Raw genomic sequence first — 15,902 nt, 5'->3', positions numbered from 1 at the left:
TGCCCCGTAAGCGCCGCATCGGCGTTTGTCGGCCGGGGCGGGTTGGGGCATAGCGAGCCGGATGAGCGAAGACGCGGCCCGCTGGCAGTTCTGGATCGACCGCGGCGGCACCTTTACCGACGTCGTCGCGCTGGGCCCCGGCGGACGGCTGCATACGGCCAAGCTGTTGTCCGAGGACCCGTCGCAGTATCCCGATGCCGCGGTGGAGGCGATGCGCCGCCTGACCGGTGCAGGCGAGGGCCCGCTGCCCCCCGCCGACATCCGCATCGGCACCACGATCGCCACCAACGCGCTGCTCGAACGCAAGGGCGAGCCGGTCCTGCTAGCGGTAACGAAGGGCTTCCGCGATCTCCTCGTCATCGGCACGCAGGAACGGCCCGACATCTTCGCGCTCGCGATCGAGAAGCCCGCCCCGCTGCCCGCCGAGGTGCTGGAGATCGACGAGCGCGTGACCGCCGAGGGCGAGGTGCTGGTCCCTCTCGACAAGGAGGCCGCGCTCGCGGGCCTGAAGGCAGCGCGGGCGCGGGGCATCAAGGCCATCGGGATCGCGCTGATGCACGGGTATCGCCATACCGCGCACGAGGAAGCGCTGGCGGCGCTCGCGGCGCGGGCGGGGTTCGAGGAGATCGCCGTCGGCCACCGGGTCTCGCCGCTCGCCAAGCTGGTCGGGCGCGCCGACACGACGTGCGCCGACGCGTATCTCTCGCTCGTGCTGCGCCGCTATGTCGAGGGGCTTGCGGCTGCGATCGGCGACAGCGATCCGCTGTTCATGCAGTCGAACGGCGGACTTGCCGCCGGCTCGGCCCTGCGCGGCAAGGACGCGATCCTCTCGGGCCCGGCGGGCGGCATCGTCGGGATGGCCGAAACCGCCATGGCCGCCGGGTACGAGCGGACGATCGGCTTCGACATGGGCGGCACCTCGACCGACGTCTCGCTGTTCGCTGGACGCTACGAGCGCGACAGCGAGAACCGCGTGGCAGGGGTACGCATTCGCGCGCCGATGCTGCGGATCCACACCGTGGCGGCGGGCGGGGGATCGATCTGCCGGTTCGACGGCGCACGTTTCCTCGCCGGGCCCGAAAGCGCCGGCGCGCAGCCCGGCCCTGCCTGCTACCGCCAGGGCGGGCCGCTGACGGTGACCGACTGCAACCTGCTGCTCGGAAAGCTGCAGCCGGAATTCTTCCCTGCCGTCTTCGGCCCCGACGGCGACCGGCCGCTCGACCGGGCGGCGGCGGAGGCGAGGATGGACGCCGTTCTGGCCGAGGTTGCGGCGGCGACCGGCGAGGCGATGACGCGCGAGGCGGCCGCGGAGGGCTTCGTCGCGGTGGCGGTGGCGCAGATGGCGCAGGCAATCCGATCGATCTCGGTGGCCAAGGGTCACGACATCGCCCGCTTCGCGATGAGCTGCTTCGGCGGCGCGGGCGGGCAGCACGCGTGCCTCGTCGCCGATGCGCTGGGACTGGACACGGTCCTCGTCCATCCACTGGCGGGCGTGCTGTCGGCCTACGGCATGGGCCTTGCCGACCGGCGCGCGGTGCGCGAGGCGACGGTGGCGCTGCCGCTGGCGGGTTGCGAACAGGCGCTCCGCGCGGCGACCGCCCGGCTGGCGGACGAGGCGCAGGGCGAACTGGCGGCGCAAGGGGTCGAGCCTGCGCGGATCGCGGTTGCGGGGGAGGCGCACATCCGGCTTGCTTCGGGCGACAGCACCATTCCCGTGCCGGTGGGTAGCGAGGTCGAGATGCGGACCGCGTTCGCCGATGCGCACCGGGTGCGCTTCGGGTACACCACCGATGCCGCGCTCACGATCGAGATGCTGCGCGTCGAGGCCGCCGCCGGCAGCACCGCGCGCGTACCGGACTTCGCCGTCGCCGACATTCCGGGCGAAGCGGCGACGACGGTCGATTGCACGATGGCAGGCGCCAGCCACCGCGCCCCGGTTTACGAGCGCGCGAGCCTATCGAAAGGCCAGCGGATCGCGGGACCGGCGCTGGTGATCGATCCGGTCGCGACGCTGGCGGTCGAGCCCGGCTGGACCGCCCGGATGGCGGAAGGGGGGATGCTCGTCCTCGAACGGACTGCCGCCGCTTCTCGCGCGTCGTCCGGCACCGCCGCCGATCCGGTGCGGCTGGAGATATTCGGCGGGCTGTTCATGGGCATCGCCGAGGAGATGGGCGCCGCGCTCCAGCATTCGGCCAGCTCGGTCAACATTCGCGAACGGCTCGATTTCAGCTGCGCCGTGTTCGATGCGGCCGGCAGCCTCATCGCCAACGCGCCGCACATGCCGGTGCACCTGGGATCGATGGGCGACAGCGTGCGGACGGTGATCGCCAACCGCGCGGGCACGATGCGCGAAGGCGATGCCTACGCCCTCAATGCGCCGTATGCCGGCGGCACGCACCTGCCCGACATCACGGTGATCGCTCCGGTCTTCGTACCTGTCGGTGCGGCGCCCGCCTTCTTCGTCGCGGCGCGCGGGCACCATGCCGACATCGGCGGCATCGCGCCGGGATCGATGCCGTCGAACTCCACCACCATCGAAGAAGAGGGCGTGGTCCTCGACGACGTGCTGGTCGTGCGGGATGGCAAATATCTCGAGGACGACCTCCACGCCCTCCTGACCGCAGGCGCGCATCCGGCGCGCAACCCGGCGATCAACGTCGCCGATCTGGCCGCGCAGGTCGCCGCCTGCCGGCGCGGCGCGGAACGGCTGCTCGATCTTGCGGCGGATCACGGGGCGGACACGGTCGCGGATTTCATGGGCCGCCTTCTCGACTATGCCGACGGGGCGGTGCGCGGGCGGTTGAAGACGCTGGCCGACGGCGCCCACGCGGTCGCGATGGACAACGGCGCTCGCATCCGCGTGGCCGTGAGCGTGGACCGGGATAGCGGTGAGGCGACGATCGACTTCGCCGGCACCAGCGACCAGTTCGGCGACAATTTCAACGCCCCGCGCCCGGTCGTGCGGGCGGCCTGCCTTTATGCCATGCGGCTGCTGCAGGGCAGCGCGATCCCCTTGAACGACGGGTTCCTGCGGCCCGTGGCGATCCGAGTGCCCGAAGGCTCGATGCTGTCGCCGGAGTATCCGGCGGCCGTGGTCGCGGGCAACGTGGAGACGAGCCAGGCGATCACCGATGCACTGCTCGGCGCGCTGGGCGCGCAGGCGGGCAGCCAGGGGACGATGAACAACTTCACCTTCGGCGACGACACGCGCCAGTACTACGAAACGATCGCCGGCGGGGGCGGGGCGGGGCCGGGCTATGCCGGGGCCGACGCGGTGCAGACGCACATGACCAACAGCCGCCTGACCGATCCCGAGGTGCTCGAAAGCCGCTTTCCCGTGTTGGTCGAGGCGTTCGCGGTCCGCGCCGGATCGGGCGGGGCGGGCGAGTGGCCGGGCGGCAACGGCGCGCTGCGGCGGGTCCGCTTCCGCGAGCCGATGCGCGCCAACATCCTTGCCAACCGGCGCGCCGTTCCGCCCGCGGGCATGGCCGGCGGCGGCGACGGAGCGGCCGGCGCCACCCGGATCGAGCGGGCCGACGGCAGCGTCGAGGTGCTCGGCGCCACCGCATCGGCCGACATGGCGCCGGGCGACGTATTCGTGATTGAGACGCCGGGCGGCGGCGGCTGGGGAGAAAAGGGGGAAGAGGCCTGATGCTGGTCCTGCTGGGTATCGCCGTCGTCGTCGTCGGCTTCGTGCTGCGGTTCAATCCGCTGCTGGTGGTGGCGGGCTCCGCGCTCGTCACGGGGCTGGCCGCTGGGCTCGATCCGCTCAGCGTGCTCGCCTCCTTCGGCAAGGCGTTCAACGATGCGCGCTACGTCAGCGTGGTCTATATCGTCCTGCCGGTGATCGGCATCCTGGAACGCCACGGCCTGCAGGAACGCGCGCGCACCGCGATCGCCGCCCTGAAGGGCGCGACGGTGGGCCGGCTGCTAATAGGATACCTCATCTTGCGGCAGGCGACCGCCGCGCTCGGGCTCACCTCCATCGCCGGCCCGGCGCAGACCGTCCGGCCGCTCGTCGCGCCGATGGCCGAAGCCGCGGCGGAGAAGCAAGGCGCGCCGCCGGGCGAGGACCGAGTGCCCGCACTCGCGGCGGCAACCGACAACGTCGGCCTGTTCTTCGGCGAGGACATCTTCATCGCCATCGGTTCGATCCTGCTGATGGTCGGCGTGCTGCAGGGCTTCGGGATCGAGGCGGAACCTCTGCAGCTCGCGCTGTGGGCGATCCCCACCGCGGTTTGCGCCTTCGCCATCCACGCTTCGCGGCTGTGCCTATTAGACCGCGCGCTGGCGAAGGCACGCGCGCGGCAGGAAGGGGCGGGCGAATGATCGGGCTCGGTTTCGTCTATGCGGTCGGCGGGGCGGTGTTCCTCGCCTACGCGATCCTCTCCGCCACCGATGGGGGCAACCCGAAACGGTGGGGCAACGCGGCGTTCTATGCGCTGCTCGCCGCCAGTTTCTGGCTGGGCGACCTTTTGGGCGACGTCGGCAACGGCGTGCTCGTGCTGGGACTGGTGGTCGTCGCCGGTTTCAAGCTCATGGGGCGCGGCGGGCGGCCGACGACGTCGATCGAGGAACGGCGCGAGGAAGCCGCGCGGCGCGGCAACCGGATATTCCTTCCAGCGCTGATCATTCCCGCCGTCGCGCTCGCGGGCACCCTCGCGTTCAAGCGGATGCCGGGGCTGTTCGACGTCAGGCAGGTGACGCTGGTGGGCCTGACCTTCGGCGTCCTCCTCGCGCTCGCGGCCTGCTACGCCTGGGTCCGCCCGCGCGCGGTGACGCCGCTCGCCGAAGGCACGCGGCTGATGGACAGCGTGGGCTGGGCCGCGGTCCTGCCGCAGATGCTCGCGAGCCTCGGCGCGGTGTTCGCGCTCGCAGGCGTGGGCGGGGTCGTGGGCGGAATCGCCAGCGGCATCATCCCCGAAGGCAGCCGGATGGGCGCGGTGGTCGTCTACGCACTCGGCATGGCGGGCTTCACGATGATCATGGGCAATGCCTTTGCCGCCTTCCCGGTGATGTTCGCGGGCGTCGGCATGCCGGTGCTGGTCGGCCTGTGGAGCGGCGATCCGATCAAGGTCGCGGCGATCGGGATGCTGGCGGGCTTCTGCGGCACGCTGATGACGCCGATGGCGGCGAACTTCAATCTGGTGCCCGCCGCCCTCCTCGAACTGAAGGACCAGAACGCGGTGATCAAGGCGCAGGTGCCGACCGCGATCCCGCTGCTCCTCGCCAACATCCTGCTCCTCTATTTCCTGGCGTTCGCATGACACTGACCCGAGACCACGCGCGCACGTTCGCGCAGATGACGCTGCCGAACCTCACGCGCCGCTGGCCGTTCAAGCTCGATCAGGTGATCCAGGGGCCGGCGGACGTGGTGGAGCCGGCCGTCCTCCATCCCGTGTTCCACGGCAGCTTCGACTGGCACAGCTGCGTCCACGGCTACTGGCAGGTCCTGCGGCTGGCGCGGCTCCATCCCGACATGCCGGAGGCCGCCGACATCCGCGTGCTGGCAGACGCGATGCTGGTGCCGGACAAGATCGCGGGCGAGATCGCCCGGTTCGACCGGCCCGACGGGCGCGGGGCATCGCGCCCCTACGGCTGGGCCTGGCTCCTCGCGCTCCATGCCGAGGCGGAGCGGCACGATGCGCCGTGGGGCGAAGCGCTGCGGCCGCTGGCGGAGCAGCTTGCCGCCATGCTCGGCGAATACATGGGGCGGATGACGTATCCGATCACCGTCGGCACCCACTTCAACAGCGCCTTCGCGATGGTTCTGGCGCTAGGCTGGGCGGACGGGCGCGACGCGGAGCTCGCCGCGGCCCTGCGTACCCGCGCCCTCGAATGGTTCGGCGGGCGCACCGACTATCGCGGGTGGGAGCCGGGGGGCGACGAGTTCCTCTCGCCCGCACTTACCGTCGCATCGCTGATGGGCCGGGTGCTGGAGCGCGAGGCGTTCGCGGGCTGGTTCACGAACTTCCTGCCGCACACCGCCACCGCCGCGCCGCCCGCCCTGTTCGAACCTGTGACCGTGTCCGACCGCACCGACGGCAAGATCGCCCATCTCGACGGCCTCAACCTCAGCCGGGCATGGTGCTGGCACGGCATCGGCAAGGCGCTGGACGAGCCCGGCCGGTTCGCGGACGTCGCCCGCCGCCATATCGACGCCAGCCTGCCGCATATCGGCGAGGATTACATGGGTTCGCACTGGCTCGGCAGCTTCGCGCTGCTGGCGCTCGGCGGCGACTAGGCGCGGCGGCCGAGCATCCGCCACGCGATGAACGCCGCGAGCGCGCCGCCGATCGCGTTGGCCGCGAGTTCCGCGGTGTAGATCGCGGCCGATCCCCACACGGGCCGCAGAACCCATGCCACCGGCAGCATGACCAGGAACACGCGGGCGCAGCTCTGGCCCAGCGACCAGTTCGCCTTGCCGATCGCGTTCAATGCGCCGTTGGCGACGATCAGCAGGCCGAACCCGGCATAGCCCCACGCGGCGATCCGCATGTAGCGGGCGAACTCGGTCACGACCGCGCGATCCTCGGTGAAGAACCCGGCGAACCATTCGCCCGCGGCAAACAGCACGACCGCCAGCACGAGGCCGTATCCGACGCAGAAAACCCCCGCCTCGAAGAACGCGCGCCGGGCCCTGTCCTCCTGGGCGGCGCCCCAGTTCTGACCCACGATCGCGCCGATTGAGGCCGACAGCGCGAGCAGGGGAACGGTCGCGAAGCTCTGCAACCGGCCCGCCGCGCCGTAGCCCGCGACGGCGTCCTGCCCCTGGCTCGCCAGAAGCGCGGTCAGCACCGACAGCCCGATGGGATTGATCGCGTTCGAGAAACTGGCCGGCGCGGCGACGACCGCGATCTCGCGCAGCGACTTGCCGACCCGCGCCTTGCGGGCAAGCATCGGGTTCACCGGCAGGTCGGTTCCCTGCACCAGCCACATCGCTAGCACGACCGCGAATAGGTAACCGAGCGTCGTCGCCCACGCGGCGCCCGCAATCCCCAGCGCGGGGATGCCCATGCCGCCGGTGATCAGCAACGGGTCGAGAACCCAGTTCGCCGCCGCGTAGGTGACCGCCACGGCGGAGGTGCGCTTCGCCTCGCCCTGGGCGCGCAGCACGCCGTTGAGACCCATCTGGAGCAGCAGCACCGGCATGCCGAGCGCGAAGGGACCCATGTACGCCTCGATCAGCGGCATCAGGTTGGCGGGGGCCTGCAACAGGCGGAACAACGGATCCGTCAGCAGCCACAGGGCCGCACCCATCGCCACGCCAAGGCCGAGCGCGAACAGCGCGCCGACGTTCGACTGCCGGCCCGCCTGTTCCATGTCGCCCGCCCCGACCGCGCGCGCCACGACCGAATTGACCCCTACCATGACCCCCACGCCGAGGCTGGCGAGCGCGATCGTGACGGGGAATATGAACGACATCGCCGCCAGCTCGTCGCTGCCGAGCTGACCGACGAAATAGGCGTCGATCAGGCCGACCGACATCAGCGCGGCGGAGGCGACGACCATCGGCAGGGTCTGCGTCACGAGATGGCCGCGGATGCTCCCGCGCGTCAGCCTGGCCGTCTCGCTCATCGCGGGCGCGGTAGCGGGCGGGGCGGGCAAGGCCAAGCTGCTTGTGCGGGCACGCGCCGCCGTGCGATAGGCGCGGGCGCATGACCGCGCTCACCGTCAACGGCCGCCCCGTCGCATTCGACCTCGACCCAGCCACGCCGCTGCTGTGGGCGCTGCGCGATGCGGCGAACCTGACCGGCACGAAATACGGCTGCGGCGTGGGCGATTGCCATGCCTGCACGGTGATCGTGGATGGCGAGGCGCTGCGCAGCTGCCTCGTCACGCTGGCCGAGGCGGAAGGGCGTTTCGTGACCACGATCGAGGGTTTGAGCCGCGACCGCAGCCATCCCGTCCAGCAGGCGATGGTCGCCGAACAGGCGATCCAGTGCGGGTTCTGCACCCCCGGCATCGTCATGGCCGCCGCCGCGCTGCTGGCGAAGAACGCCGCCCCGGGCAAGGCCGAGATCGCGGCCGCGCTGCCCAACCTGTGCCGCTGCGGGGTCTACCCCCGGCTGGTCCGCGCGATCGAGCGGGCGGCGCGGGTTGCCGCGCGGCGCGAGACCATCGGCGCGGCGCCCGCCCCCGGCATCTCGGCCGAGGATGCCGCGAAGGCGGTGCCGGCGATGGACCCCGGGGCGTGAGCGCCGGCCGCTAGAGCTTCACCCGCACCCCGAACCGGACGTTGAAGGGGTCGCCGGGCTGGATGTTGTTGTCGCCGTGGGCGCTCGGATAGTAATTCGCATCGAACAGGTTCTCGGCGTTCACCTGCAGCGAGATGCGCTCGTTGAGTTCGAAGAACGCGGCGGCATCGAAGCGGACGTACGACGGCAGGGTCACGGCGTTGCTGACCGAGGCGAATTGCTTCGACTGGTACACCGCGCCGAGGCCGAGGCCGAAGCGGTCGCTGACGTCGTAGCGCGTCCACGCGCTCGCCTGGTGGCGCGGTAGCTGCTGGAGGCGGCGGCCGGCGGGGGCGGACGTCGTCGCCTCGCGAATCTCGCCGTCGAGGTAGGTGTAGCCGAGACTCGCCTGCCAGTTCGGACGGATGCGCCCGACGAGGCTCGCCTCGAAGCCCTCGACCCGGCTCTCGCCCGTCAGCACGGTGAAACCGGGGTTGAGCGGGTCGGCGGCGCGGGTGTTCGACCGGTCGAGGCGGAAGAGCGCGGCGGTCGCGAACAGGCCGGGGGTGAGCGCATACTTCGCGCCGATCTCGAGGTTCCGGAACTTCTCCGGCTCCAGCCCGGCGGTGGTCGTGTCGAGCACGGTGAATTGGTCGCCCGACTGGGGCAGGAAGCTCGTCGCGTAGCTGGCGTAGAGCGACAACTCCTCGGCCGGCTTGAAGACCACGCCCGCGCGCGGGCTCCACTTGCGATCGGTGCGCGACAGGGCGAGGTTGCCGAAGTTGTTGACGCTGTCGAGGCTGAACTCGTCGTACCGCACGCCGGCGATCAGCTGGACGGGGCCGAATTCGACCTGGTCCTGGATGTACCCCGACACGAAGTCGAGCTGCGACGACGTGGATCGGCTGAGCGGGCCCGCCACCGCCGACGGCACGGCGAGCCGGCGCGCCAGCGCGACGATCACCGTCTGCGCGCCGCCGCCGAAATCGATCAGGGTGCGATCCGCGTCGGTGTCCTGCCGGCCCGCCTCGAACCCGGCGAGCAGCGTGTGGCGCACCGGGCCGGTCGCCCCGCCCCATACGAGGTTGCCTTGGACGATGCGGCCCTGCCGGTCGGTGCCGCTGGTGTAGCCCGACAGGGTCGCGGTCGTCGCGGTCGCACTGGACGGGACGACGTTGGCGTAGAACAGCGTGTAGTCGGCGAACTGGCCGGTCAGGTTGACGCTGAGGCTGTCGGTGAGATCGTGGTCGAGGCGCAGCCGGGCGATGTGCGCGCGGGTCTCGGCGAGATTGAAGTCGGGATCGCCGAAGAAGGTGCGGTCGTAACCCTTCAGCGGCCCGCCGTTCAGCGACGGGTTGCCGCGGTCGGTGATACGCCGGTCGTCGTCGTAAGTGTAGAATGCGGTTACGCGGGTGCGTTCGCCGAGGTCGGCCCGCACGGTGGGGGAGATGCCGATGAAGCGCCCTTCGAAGAAGTCGCGGGCGTTATCGAACTCCTCGTACGTCGCATTCAGGCGTCCGGCGACCCCGGCGGCAAGCGGCTGGTTAAGATCGGCGGCGAGTGCAAAGGCGCCGAACGTGTCGACGTCGGCGTCGAAACCGGCGAACGCTGCGACCGGGTCGGCCGTCTTGCTCACGCGGTTGATCACCCCACCGCCGCCGCCGCGACCGAAGATCAGCGCGTTCGACCCCTTCAGCACCTCGATGCGGGCGACGTTGTAGAGCGGGCGCTGGTATTGCGCGTCGTCGCGCAGGCCGTCGAGATAGAAATCGGCCGTGGTCGCCTGGCCGCGGATGAAGACCTGGTCCCGGTGTCCTTCGCCGGTGTCGAGAGTGACCCCGGGGACGTAGCGCAGCGCATCCTGCAGGTGGGTGATCGCCTGGTCGTCGAACTGGTCCTCGGTGATGATCGAGACGGTTTGCGGAACGTCGATCAGCGGGGTCGGCGTCTTAGTCGCGGTCGATCCGTCGGCGCTGGAATAGCCATCGCGCAGGCCGGTCACGACGATATCGGACGGTAGGTAGTCGCCGGGCGCTTCTTCGGCCGCCAAGGCGGGGGTTCCGGTGAAAGGCAGCGACAGCGCGGTGGCACCGGCGAGCGCGGTGCGGATGGTAAAGCTCATGACATTCCCTGTTGCGAATCGTTCTCGTTACACAACCGTCTATTGCGACTAATTCGCATTTACAACTCTAGCCCGCACTTTTCCTGCCTTGCACCGCGCGCTAGGCGCGAAAGCGAAGGAGATCCGCGATGAAGGCAACGATCTGGCACAACCCACAGTGCGGCAAGTCGCGCACCACGCTCGCGATCCTCGAGGCGCACGACGGCATCGAGTTGGACGTGATAGAATACCTGAAGAACCCGCCGACGCGTGAGAAGCTGGCCCAGCTCTACGCCGACGCCGGAATGGCCCCGCGTGAGGGCGTGCGCACGTTCAAGACCGATGCGGAAGAGCGCGGCCTGACGACGGCGGACGATGCGACGGTGCTCGATGCACTGGTGGCCGACCCGAAGCTGATCGAGCGTCCGCTGGTCGAAACCGCGAAGGGCGTGCGCCTCTGCCGGCCGCCCGAGAAGGTCGAGGAAATCCTCTAGCGGTCCTCGCCTTGCGGACGGGGTGCTTCCAGCACTTCGTCCGCGGCGAGCGATCGCCATCCCAGCACGAAGACCGCTGCGCAAAGCCCCGCGATGGTCGCGAAGCCGATGAATTCGTGGTGGCCGTATAGCCACACCCCGATCGCCGGGGCGAGGATGTAGGCCGCGCCGTTCACGCTGGCTACGATGCCGCCGATCTGCCCCTGTTCGGCCCGGGTGACCGCCAGCGAAGCGCCGGCGGTGAAGCCGGGTCGATAGAGGCCGAATCCCATCGCCGCGATCGCCATGCCCAATGCCATCGCGTGGAGGCTGTGCGACAGCGCGAAGACCGCGACCCCGACGATGGCCATCGCCATGCCCCACAGCGTGCTGGCCCGGGGCCCGAGCTTGAGCATCGGGATGAGCCCCCACTGCGCCAGCAACGTGGCGATGGCGCCGGACATGAGGACGATGCCGATCGATCCGGTCCCCTCGTCGGGCGTGGCGCGCAGGCCCAGCCGGTCGAGCACGAAAAAGCCCGCGAGGCCGAGGAACGCGGCCTGCGCATGGCCGCCGACGAGCCCGGCGATCAGCCACGGCCGCAGGCGCCGGTCGCGCCACGACAGGTCGGGTATGTCCGCGCCGCCCGCCGCCTCTTCGTCCTCGCCGGCGTGGGGATCGTCGGGGCGCGGGCTGGAGCTGGCGCTGAACGGCGCGCCGACCACGTCGCCCTTGGCGGCGAACATCGGATCGTCGTTGGGCAGGGTCGACCGCAAGGCGGCCAGCACCACCACGCCGGCGATCGCGAAGGCGAAGAACGGTCCGACGAGGCCGGTGGCGGGAAACACGAGCAGCGGGGCGAGCGCGGGGCCGATCACGGTGCCGAGGCCGAAACTCGAGGCGATCAGCGCCATCGCCTGCGTTCGCTCGGCCCGCGGGGTGCGGCTGGCGACATAGGCCTGCACCGCGGGCGGCGCGGCGGAGCCGAACCCGCCGTAAAGGCTGCGCGCGGCGGCGAAGAACAGCAGCGTCCACAGCGGAGCGAGCCAGCCCCTGAGGCCGAACCACAGCATCAGGCCGCACAGGGCGAAGCTGGCGATGAAGCCGAACAGCCCGACGGTCATCATCGCCTTGCGCCCGCGCCGATCGCTGCGCCGAGCCCAGATCGGCGCGCAGATCACCCATAACAGTGCCGACCAGGTATAGGCGAAGCTGATCCATACGTCGGCCACGCCGAGTTCCGTGCCGATCGACGGCATGACCGACTGCATCGCAGTGTTGCCCGCGGCGGTGACCAGCATGACCATGAACAGCAGCGCCATGCGCTGGCGCGAGATCGGCCGGTGCGGCGCGCCAGAGGCGGTCGGCGCGGTCGGCTGTTCGGGATCGGGACGGGCCATCGGCCCGGCGCTAGCGAGGGCGGTCGGCGCTTGCAATGCGCGGCCGTTCCTGCCAGTCCCGCGCGCCATCAACGGCCCTGACGCACAGGGTGACATACGGGGCGCGTTTCTTGTCCGATTCCAACGAGATGGCGATCGACCGGGGCGAAAGTTTCGGAAGTCGCATGGGCCGGTTCTTCGGCCAGTGGGGCGTATTCTTCCGCGGTTTCCTCGAACATCCCAAGATGGTCGGCTCGATCATCCCGTCCTCGCGCTTCACCATCGCCAAGATGCTGGCTCCGGTGAAATGGGACGAATGCAGGCTGTTCGTCGAATACGGCCCCGGCGTCGGCACCTTCTGCCGCCCGGTGCTCGAACGGATGCGGCGCGACGGCACGCTGATCGTGATCGACACCAATCCGCTCTACATCGACTACTTGCGCAAGACGATCACCGACGGCCGCTTCAAGCCCGTGCTCGGCAGCGCCGCCGACGTGGAGGAGATCGTCCGGGCACACGGGTTCGACCATGCCGACTACGTGTTGTCGGGCCTGCCGTTCTCGACCCTGCCCGATGGCGTCGGCCCAGCCATCGCCGCCGCGACCCACCGCGTTCTGCGCCCCGGCGGCGCGTTCCTCGTCTATCAGTTCAGCGCCGCCGCGCGCGATTTCATGGCGCGGCACTTCGCCCGCATCGACAGCGGGTTCGAAGCGCTGAACGTCCTTCCCTGCCGCCTGTTCTGGGGCTGGAAGGACTGACCTTTCAGTCGAAGGTCTCGCCGATCGCCGCGGCGGCGGGGCCGGCGAGCTGGCGGTGGATCGCGGCCAGCACCGCCAGGAAGATCGTCACGAAGATCGCGTTGACGAGGCCGGACACGATCGCCTGACCGATCAGCGCGCTCTGCGTGCCGCCCAGCGCGAAGACCAGTCCGACGACGATGCTGAAGACGATGCTCACCACCAGGAGGGCGATCACCAGCAGCATCGTGAAGAAGAACAGGCGCACCGCGTTGCCCTTCGTCAGGCGCCACGAACGGCCCATGGCGGCGATCGGGTTGCCCACCTTCTCGACCGCGATGACCGGCGGCGTGAGCATGAAGCGCAGGAAGGTGTACGCGATCCCCACGATCGCCGCGCCGCCCGCGAACACGCCGATCGTCACGCCCGCGACCCCGGCGACGAGGAACGGCAGCAACAGCAGCATGCCCATGAGGAAGCTCGTGATCAGCTGCGCGCCGAGATAGGGTAGGAGATACCGTACGCCGGTTTTCAGCGCCTCGCCCACGGTGGGCCGCGACCGGTCGCGCAGCAGCGCCAGCAGGCCCACCATGCCGATGCCCTGGATAATCGCGATCAGCAGGATGACCCACCAGATCTCGCCGTAGAAGCCCATCATCGCCGCGCTCGCGGCCTCGGGGTCGGGGCGGGCGGCCTGCGCCGCTTCCAGCGCGTTCATGCGGTCACGGAACAACAGCATGAAGGCGACGTACGGCAGGAAAAAGAATACGCCCGCCACTACCAGCAGCACGTCGCGGTTGGCGTTCGCAAGGCGCATCGCCTCGTTCCACGCGGCGGTCATGTCGAATTTCATCGCTGTCGTCTTCCCTCTCGATGCGCGCGGGCTTGATAAGCGCCGCGCGAGGCCCCACGCAACGCCCGTGTCGACCCTACCCGCCGAAATCGAACTGCGCGTGTCGCCCGGCCTCGTGCCCTATCGCGAGGCGCTGGCCGAAATGGAAGCGCGCAATCGCGCGATCGCCGCGGGCGAGGCGCGCGAACTCGTGTGGCTGCTGGAACATCCGCCCGTCTACACCGCCGGCACCAGCGCGGCAGGGGCCGAACTGCTCGATCCCCGGTTCGAGGTGGTCGACGCCGGGCGGGGCGGCCGATACACCTACCACGGCCCCGGCCAGCGCATCGGCTACGTGCTGGTCGACCTTTCACGGCGGGGGAAGGACGTGCGCAATTTCGTGCACGGCATCGAGGGGTGGGTGATAGGCACCCTGGCGGATCTCGGGGTCGACAGCTGGCGGGCGCCGGGGCGGATCGGCATCTGGACCCGCGACACCGACGGGACCGAGGCGAAGATCGGCGCAATCGGCGTGCGCGTGCGCCGCTGGGTCACGATGCACGGCTTTTCCGTGAATCTCGCCCCCGATCTTTCGCATTTCGGCGGCATCGTGCCGTGCGGTATCGCCGAATTCGGCGTCACCAGCATGGAGCGGCTGGGCCTGCCTTCCGATACAGCCGCGTTCGATGCGGCCTTGCTCGCGCGGGCAGGCGACTTTATCGCCGGCCTCAGGCCCTGCCCGGAGACGACATGACCCTGCGCCCGATCCTGCTGGCGGCACTGCCGCTCACGCTCGCCGCGTGCGGCGGCAATGATGCCCCCGCGCAAGGGGAACGCAAGAACGCCGCCGGCCAGGTGCTGGGCGGCACGATCAGCGACGAGATGCTGCCGCTCGACACGGTCCGGTCGCAGAGCCCGCCGATGAGCGGTGCCGGCGATAGCGGCGACGGCGGAGAAACGCCGGCAACCGACGGGGCCACCGCCCCGCCGCGCGATTCAGGCGAAGGTCCCGGCGAACCGCCGCGCGAACCCGAAAGCCCGCCGGCGGCAGCCGAAACCCCTGCTGAGTAGCTATTCGGCAGCCTCGCGTTCTTCGGCCATCGTCGGATAGTCGGTGTACCCCTCGGGCCCCGGCAGGTACCAGCTCTTGGGCACGTCCTTGTTCGGTGCCCAATCGGCGCCCGCGGCGATGCGGTCGGGGAGGTCGGGGTTGGAGATGAAGGGCCGGCCGAAGGCCACCGCGTCGCACCGGCCACTCTCGATATCGGCCACGGCCTCTTTGGCGGTGTAGTCGCTGTTGAGCACGAGCGGACCCGTGTAGGCCTTGCGGATCACGCCGTCCTGCTTGGGCACGTCGGTCTGGCCGAAGGTCCCGTCCGGACCCGGCTGGCGCAGTTCCACGAAGCCGATGCCGAGATCCTCGCACACCTTGGCCGCCGCGGCGAACGTCGTCGCGGGATCGCTGTCGTCGCAGCCCTGCGTTTCGCCGTTCGGGCTGAGCCGGACCGAGACGCGCCCCGCGCCCCAGACATCGACCAGCGCGGCCAGCACCTCGCGCAGGAAGCGCGCGCGGTTCTCGGCGGTGCCGCCGTATTCGTCGTCGCGCAGGTTGGTCGAATCGCGCAAGAACTGGTCGACGAGGTAGCCGTTCGCGCCGTGCAGCTGCACCCCGTCGAAGCCCGCCGCCTTCGCGTTCTCGGCCGCCTTGCGATAATCGCCGACGACGCGGGCGATCTCGTCTTTTCCGAGCGCGCGGGCAGGCTGATAGTTCTGTCGTCCGGTCGGGGTGTGGGCATGGCCGGGCGCGCAGGTCGCGCTGGCCGAGACGGGAGGCTCGCCGCCCAGCATGTCGGGATGCACGGTCCGGCCCATGTGCCACAGCTGCAGCACGATGGCGCCGCCTTCGGCATGGACCGCTTCGGTCACCTTCTTCCAGCCCGCCACGTGTTCGTCCGTCCAGATGCCCGGCCCGTTGGGCCAGCCGCGCCCTTCGGCGCTGATCGCGGTCGCTTCGGAGATGATGAGCCCGGCGCCAGCGCGCTGGCGGTAGTACTCGACCATCAGGTCGCTGGGGTTGGCATCGGGGTAGTTCGAGCGCCCGCGGGTGAGCGGGGCCATGAGGATGCGGTTCCTTGCCGCAATCGCGCCGAGCTGGATCGGCTGGAACAGGATGTCGTACATGCACTCGCCTTTTCGCTGGTTT

Annotated in this window: 14 protein-coding genes; 9 read left to right on the top strand and 5 right to left on the bottom strand. The window is 70.2% G+C overall.

Annotation, left to right across the window (positions count from 1 at the left end):
* Positions 1-61 precede the first annotated feature (61 nt).
* From D4766_RS05130 to D4766_RS05115, 4 genes are read left to right on the top strand one after another with little or no spacing between them, the layout of a single operon-like run.
* On the top strand, positions 62-3,652 hold the full coding sequence (locus D4766_RS05130) for a hydantoinase B/oxoprolinase family protein (RefSeq protein ID WP_120716476.1): 3,591 nt from the start codon (positions 62-64) through the stop codon (positions 3,650-3,652).
* Positions 3,652-4,329 (top strand): DUF969 domain-containing protein, encoded by a 678-nt coding sequence (locus tag D4766_RS05125; protein WP_120716475.1) that lies wholly within the window; start codon positions 3,652-3,654, stop codon positions 4,327-4,329. The genes D4766_RS05130 and D4766_RS05125 overlap by 1 nt, the downstream gene beginning before the upstream one ends.
* Complete coding sequence (locus tag D4766_RS05120; protein ID WP_120716474.1) at positions 4,326-5,267, top strand: DUF979 domain-containing protein; 942 nt, start codon at positions 4,326-4,328, stop codon at positions 5,265-5,267. The genes D4766_RS05125 and D4766_RS05120 overlap by 4 nt, the downstream gene beginning before the upstream one ends.
* Positions 5,264-6,244: a DUF2891 domain-containing protein gene (locus tag D4766_RS05115; RefSeq protein WP_120716473.1), complete on the top strand. Its 981-nt coding sequence runs from the start codon at positions 5,264-5,266 to the stop codon at positions 6,242-6,244. Before D4766_RS05120 ends, D4766_RS05115 begins: the two co-directional genes overlap by 4 nt.
* On the opposite strand, the gene D4766_RS05110 is transcribed toward D4766_RS05115, so the two are convergent.
* Positions 6,241-7,578, bottom strand: a complete 1,338-nt coding sequence (locus D4766_RS05110; protein WP_120716472.1) for an MATE family efflux transporter — start codon at positions 7,576-7,578, stop codon at positions 6,241-6,243. The genes D4766_RS05115 and D4766_RS05110 overlap by 4 nt on opposite strands.
* Before the next feature lie 80 nt (positions 7,579-7,658).
* Between D4766_RS05110 and D4766_RS05105 the strand changes: the two genes are divergently transcribed.
* Positions 7,659-8,198 carry a (2Fe-2S)-binding protein gene (locus D4766_RS05105; protein ID WP_120716471.1) on the top strand — a complete coding sequence of 180 codons (540 nt, stop codon included), beginning with the start codon at positions 7,659-7,661 and terminating at the stop codon, positions 8,196-8,198.
* Between the two features lie 10 nt (positions 8,199-8,208).
* Here D4766_RS05105 and D4766_RS05100 read toward each other — a convergent pair whose 3' ends face one another.
* Entirely contained in the window at positions 8,209-10,299 is a 2,091-nt protein-coding gene (locus D4766_RS05100; protein ID WP_120716470.1) for a TonB-dependent receptor, read from the bottom strand.
* 128 nt (positions 10,300-10,427) lie between these two features.
* Here D4766_RS05100 and arsC point away from each other — a divergent pair, with 128 nt between their 5' ends.
* Entirely contained in the window at positions 10,428-10,772 is a 345-nt protein-coding gene (arsC, locus tag D4766_RS05095) for an arsenate reductase (glutaredoxin) (protein ID WP_120716469.1), read from the top strand.
* On the opposite strand, the gene D4766_RS05090 is transcribed toward arsC, so the two are convergent.
* The gene (locus tag D4766_RS05090) at positions 10,769-12,151 is read right to left on the bottom strand and encodes an MFS transporter (RefSeq protein WP_120716468.1); all 1,383 of its coding nucleotides are present in this window, start codon (positions 12,149-12,151) and stop codon (positions 10,769-10,771) included. The genes arsC and D4766_RS05090 overlap by 4 nt on opposite strands.
* Before the next feature lie 128 nt (positions 12,152-12,279).
* On the opposite strand from D4766_RS05090, the gene D4766_RS05085 reads away from it, so the two are divergent.
* Complete coding sequence (locus tag D4766_RS05085) at positions 12,280-12,888, top strand: class I SAM-dependent methyltransferase (protein ID WP_120716467.1); 609 nt, start codon at positions 12,280-12,282, stop codon at positions 12,886-12,888.
* Positions 12,889-12,892: 4 nt separating this feature from the next.
* On the opposite strand, the gene D4766_RS05080 is transcribed toward D4766_RS05085, so the two are convergent.
* Positions 12,893-13,720 (bottom strand): DUF7847 domain-containing protein, encoded by an 828-nt coding sequence (locus tag D4766_RS05080; protein WP_120716466.1) that lies wholly within the window; start codon positions 13,718-13,720, stop codon positions 12,893-12,895.
* 67 nt (positions 13,721-13,787) lie between these two features.
* Between D4766_RS05080 and lipB the strand changes: the two genes are divergently transcribed.
* Together lipB and D4766_RS05070 are read left to right on the top strand one after the other, a co-directional pair.
* Positions 13,788-14,453 (top strand): lipoyl(octanoyl) transferase LipB, encoded by a 666-nt coding sequence (lipB, locus tag D4766_RS05075; protein ID WP_234024901.1) that lies wholly within the window; start codon positions 13,788-13,790, stop codon positions 14,451-14,453.
* The gene (locus tag D4766_RS05070) at positions 14,450-14,770 is read left to right on the top strand and encodes a hypothetical protein (RefSeq protein WP_120716464.1); all 321 of its coding nucleotides are present in this window, start codon (positions 14,450-14,452) and stop codon (positions 14,768-14,770) included. Before lipB ends, D4766_RS05070 begins: the two co-directional genes overlap by 4 nt.
* Here the strand turns inward: D4766_RS05070 and D4766_RS05065 are convergent, their stop codons facing one another.
* The gene (locus D4766_RS05065; protein WP_120716463.1) at positions 14,771-15,880 is read right to left on the bottom strand and encodes an alkene reductase; all 1,110 of its coding nucleotides are present in this window, start codon (positions 15,878-15,880) and stop codon (positions 14,771-14,773) included.
* Positions 15,881-15,902: the final 22 nt, after the last annotated feature.

The sequence above is a fragment of the Tsuneonella amylolytica genome (genome assembly GCF_003626915.1).
In the GTDB taxonomy this organism is placed as follows: Bacteria; Pseudomonadota; Alphaproteobacteria; order Sphingomonadales; family Sphingomonadaceae; genus Tsuneonella; species Tsuneonella amylolytica.
Note: the sequence above shows the minus strand (reverse complement) of the source record. Positions and strands in the feature narration are given on the sequence as shown.

Excerpts from the sequence above, each read along its gene's own strand:
- D4766_RS05130 (WP_120716476.1), top strand. The coding sequence starts at position 62 with ATGAGCGAAGACGCGGCCCGCTGGCAGTTCTGGATCGACCGCGGCGGC.
- D4766_RS05070 (WP_120716464.1), top strand. The coding sequence starts at position 14,450 with ATGACCCTGCGCCCGATCCTGCTGGCGGCACTGCCGCTCACGCTCGCC.
- D4766_RS05110 (WP_120716472.1), bottom strand. The coding sequence starts at position 7,578 with ATGAGCGAGACGGCCAGGCTGACGCGCGGGAGCATCCGCGGCCATCTC.
- arsC (WP_120716469.1), top strand. The coding sequence starts at position 10,428 with ATGAAGGCAACGATCTGGCACAACCCACAGTGCGGCAAGTCGCGCACC.
- D4766_RS05125 (WP_120716475.1), top strand. The coding sequence starts at position 3,652 with ATGCTGGTCCTGCTGGGTATCGCCGTCGTCGTCGTCGGCTTCGTGCTG.
- D4766_RS05115 (WP_120716473.1), top strand. The coding sequence starts at position 5,264 with ATGACACTGACCCGAGACCACGCGCGCACGTTCGCGCAGATGACGCTG.
- D4766_RS05120 (WP_120716474.1), top strand. The coding sequence starts at position 4,326 with ATGATCGGGCTCGGTTTCGTCTATGCGGTCGGCGGGGCGGTGTTCCTC.
- D4766_RS05085 (WP_120716467.1), top strand. The coding sequence starts at position 12,280 with ATGGCGATCGACCGGGGCGAAAGTTTCGGAAGTCGCATGGGCCGGTTC.
- D4766_RS05100 (WP_120716470.1), bottom strand. The coding sequence starts at position 10,299 with ATGAGCTTTACCATCCGCACCGCGCTCGCCGGTGCCACCGCGCTGTCG.
- D4766_RS05065 (WP_120716463.1), bottom strand. The coding sequence starts at position 15,880 with ATGTACGACATCCTGTTCCAGCCGATCCAGCTCGGCGCGATTGCGGCA.
- D4766_RS05105 (WP_120716471.1), top strand. The coding sequence starts at position 7,659 with ATGACCGCGCTCACCGTCAACGGCCGCCCCGTCGCATTCGACCTCGAC.
- D4766_RS05080 (WP_120716466.1), bottom strand. The coding sequence starts at position 13,720 with ATGAAATTCGACATGACCGCCGCGTGGAACGAGGCGATGCGCCTTGCG.
- D4766_RS05090 (WP_120716468.1), bottom strand. The coding sequence starts at position 12,151 with ATGGCCCGTCCCGATCCCGAACAGCCGACCGCGCCGACCGCCTCTGGC.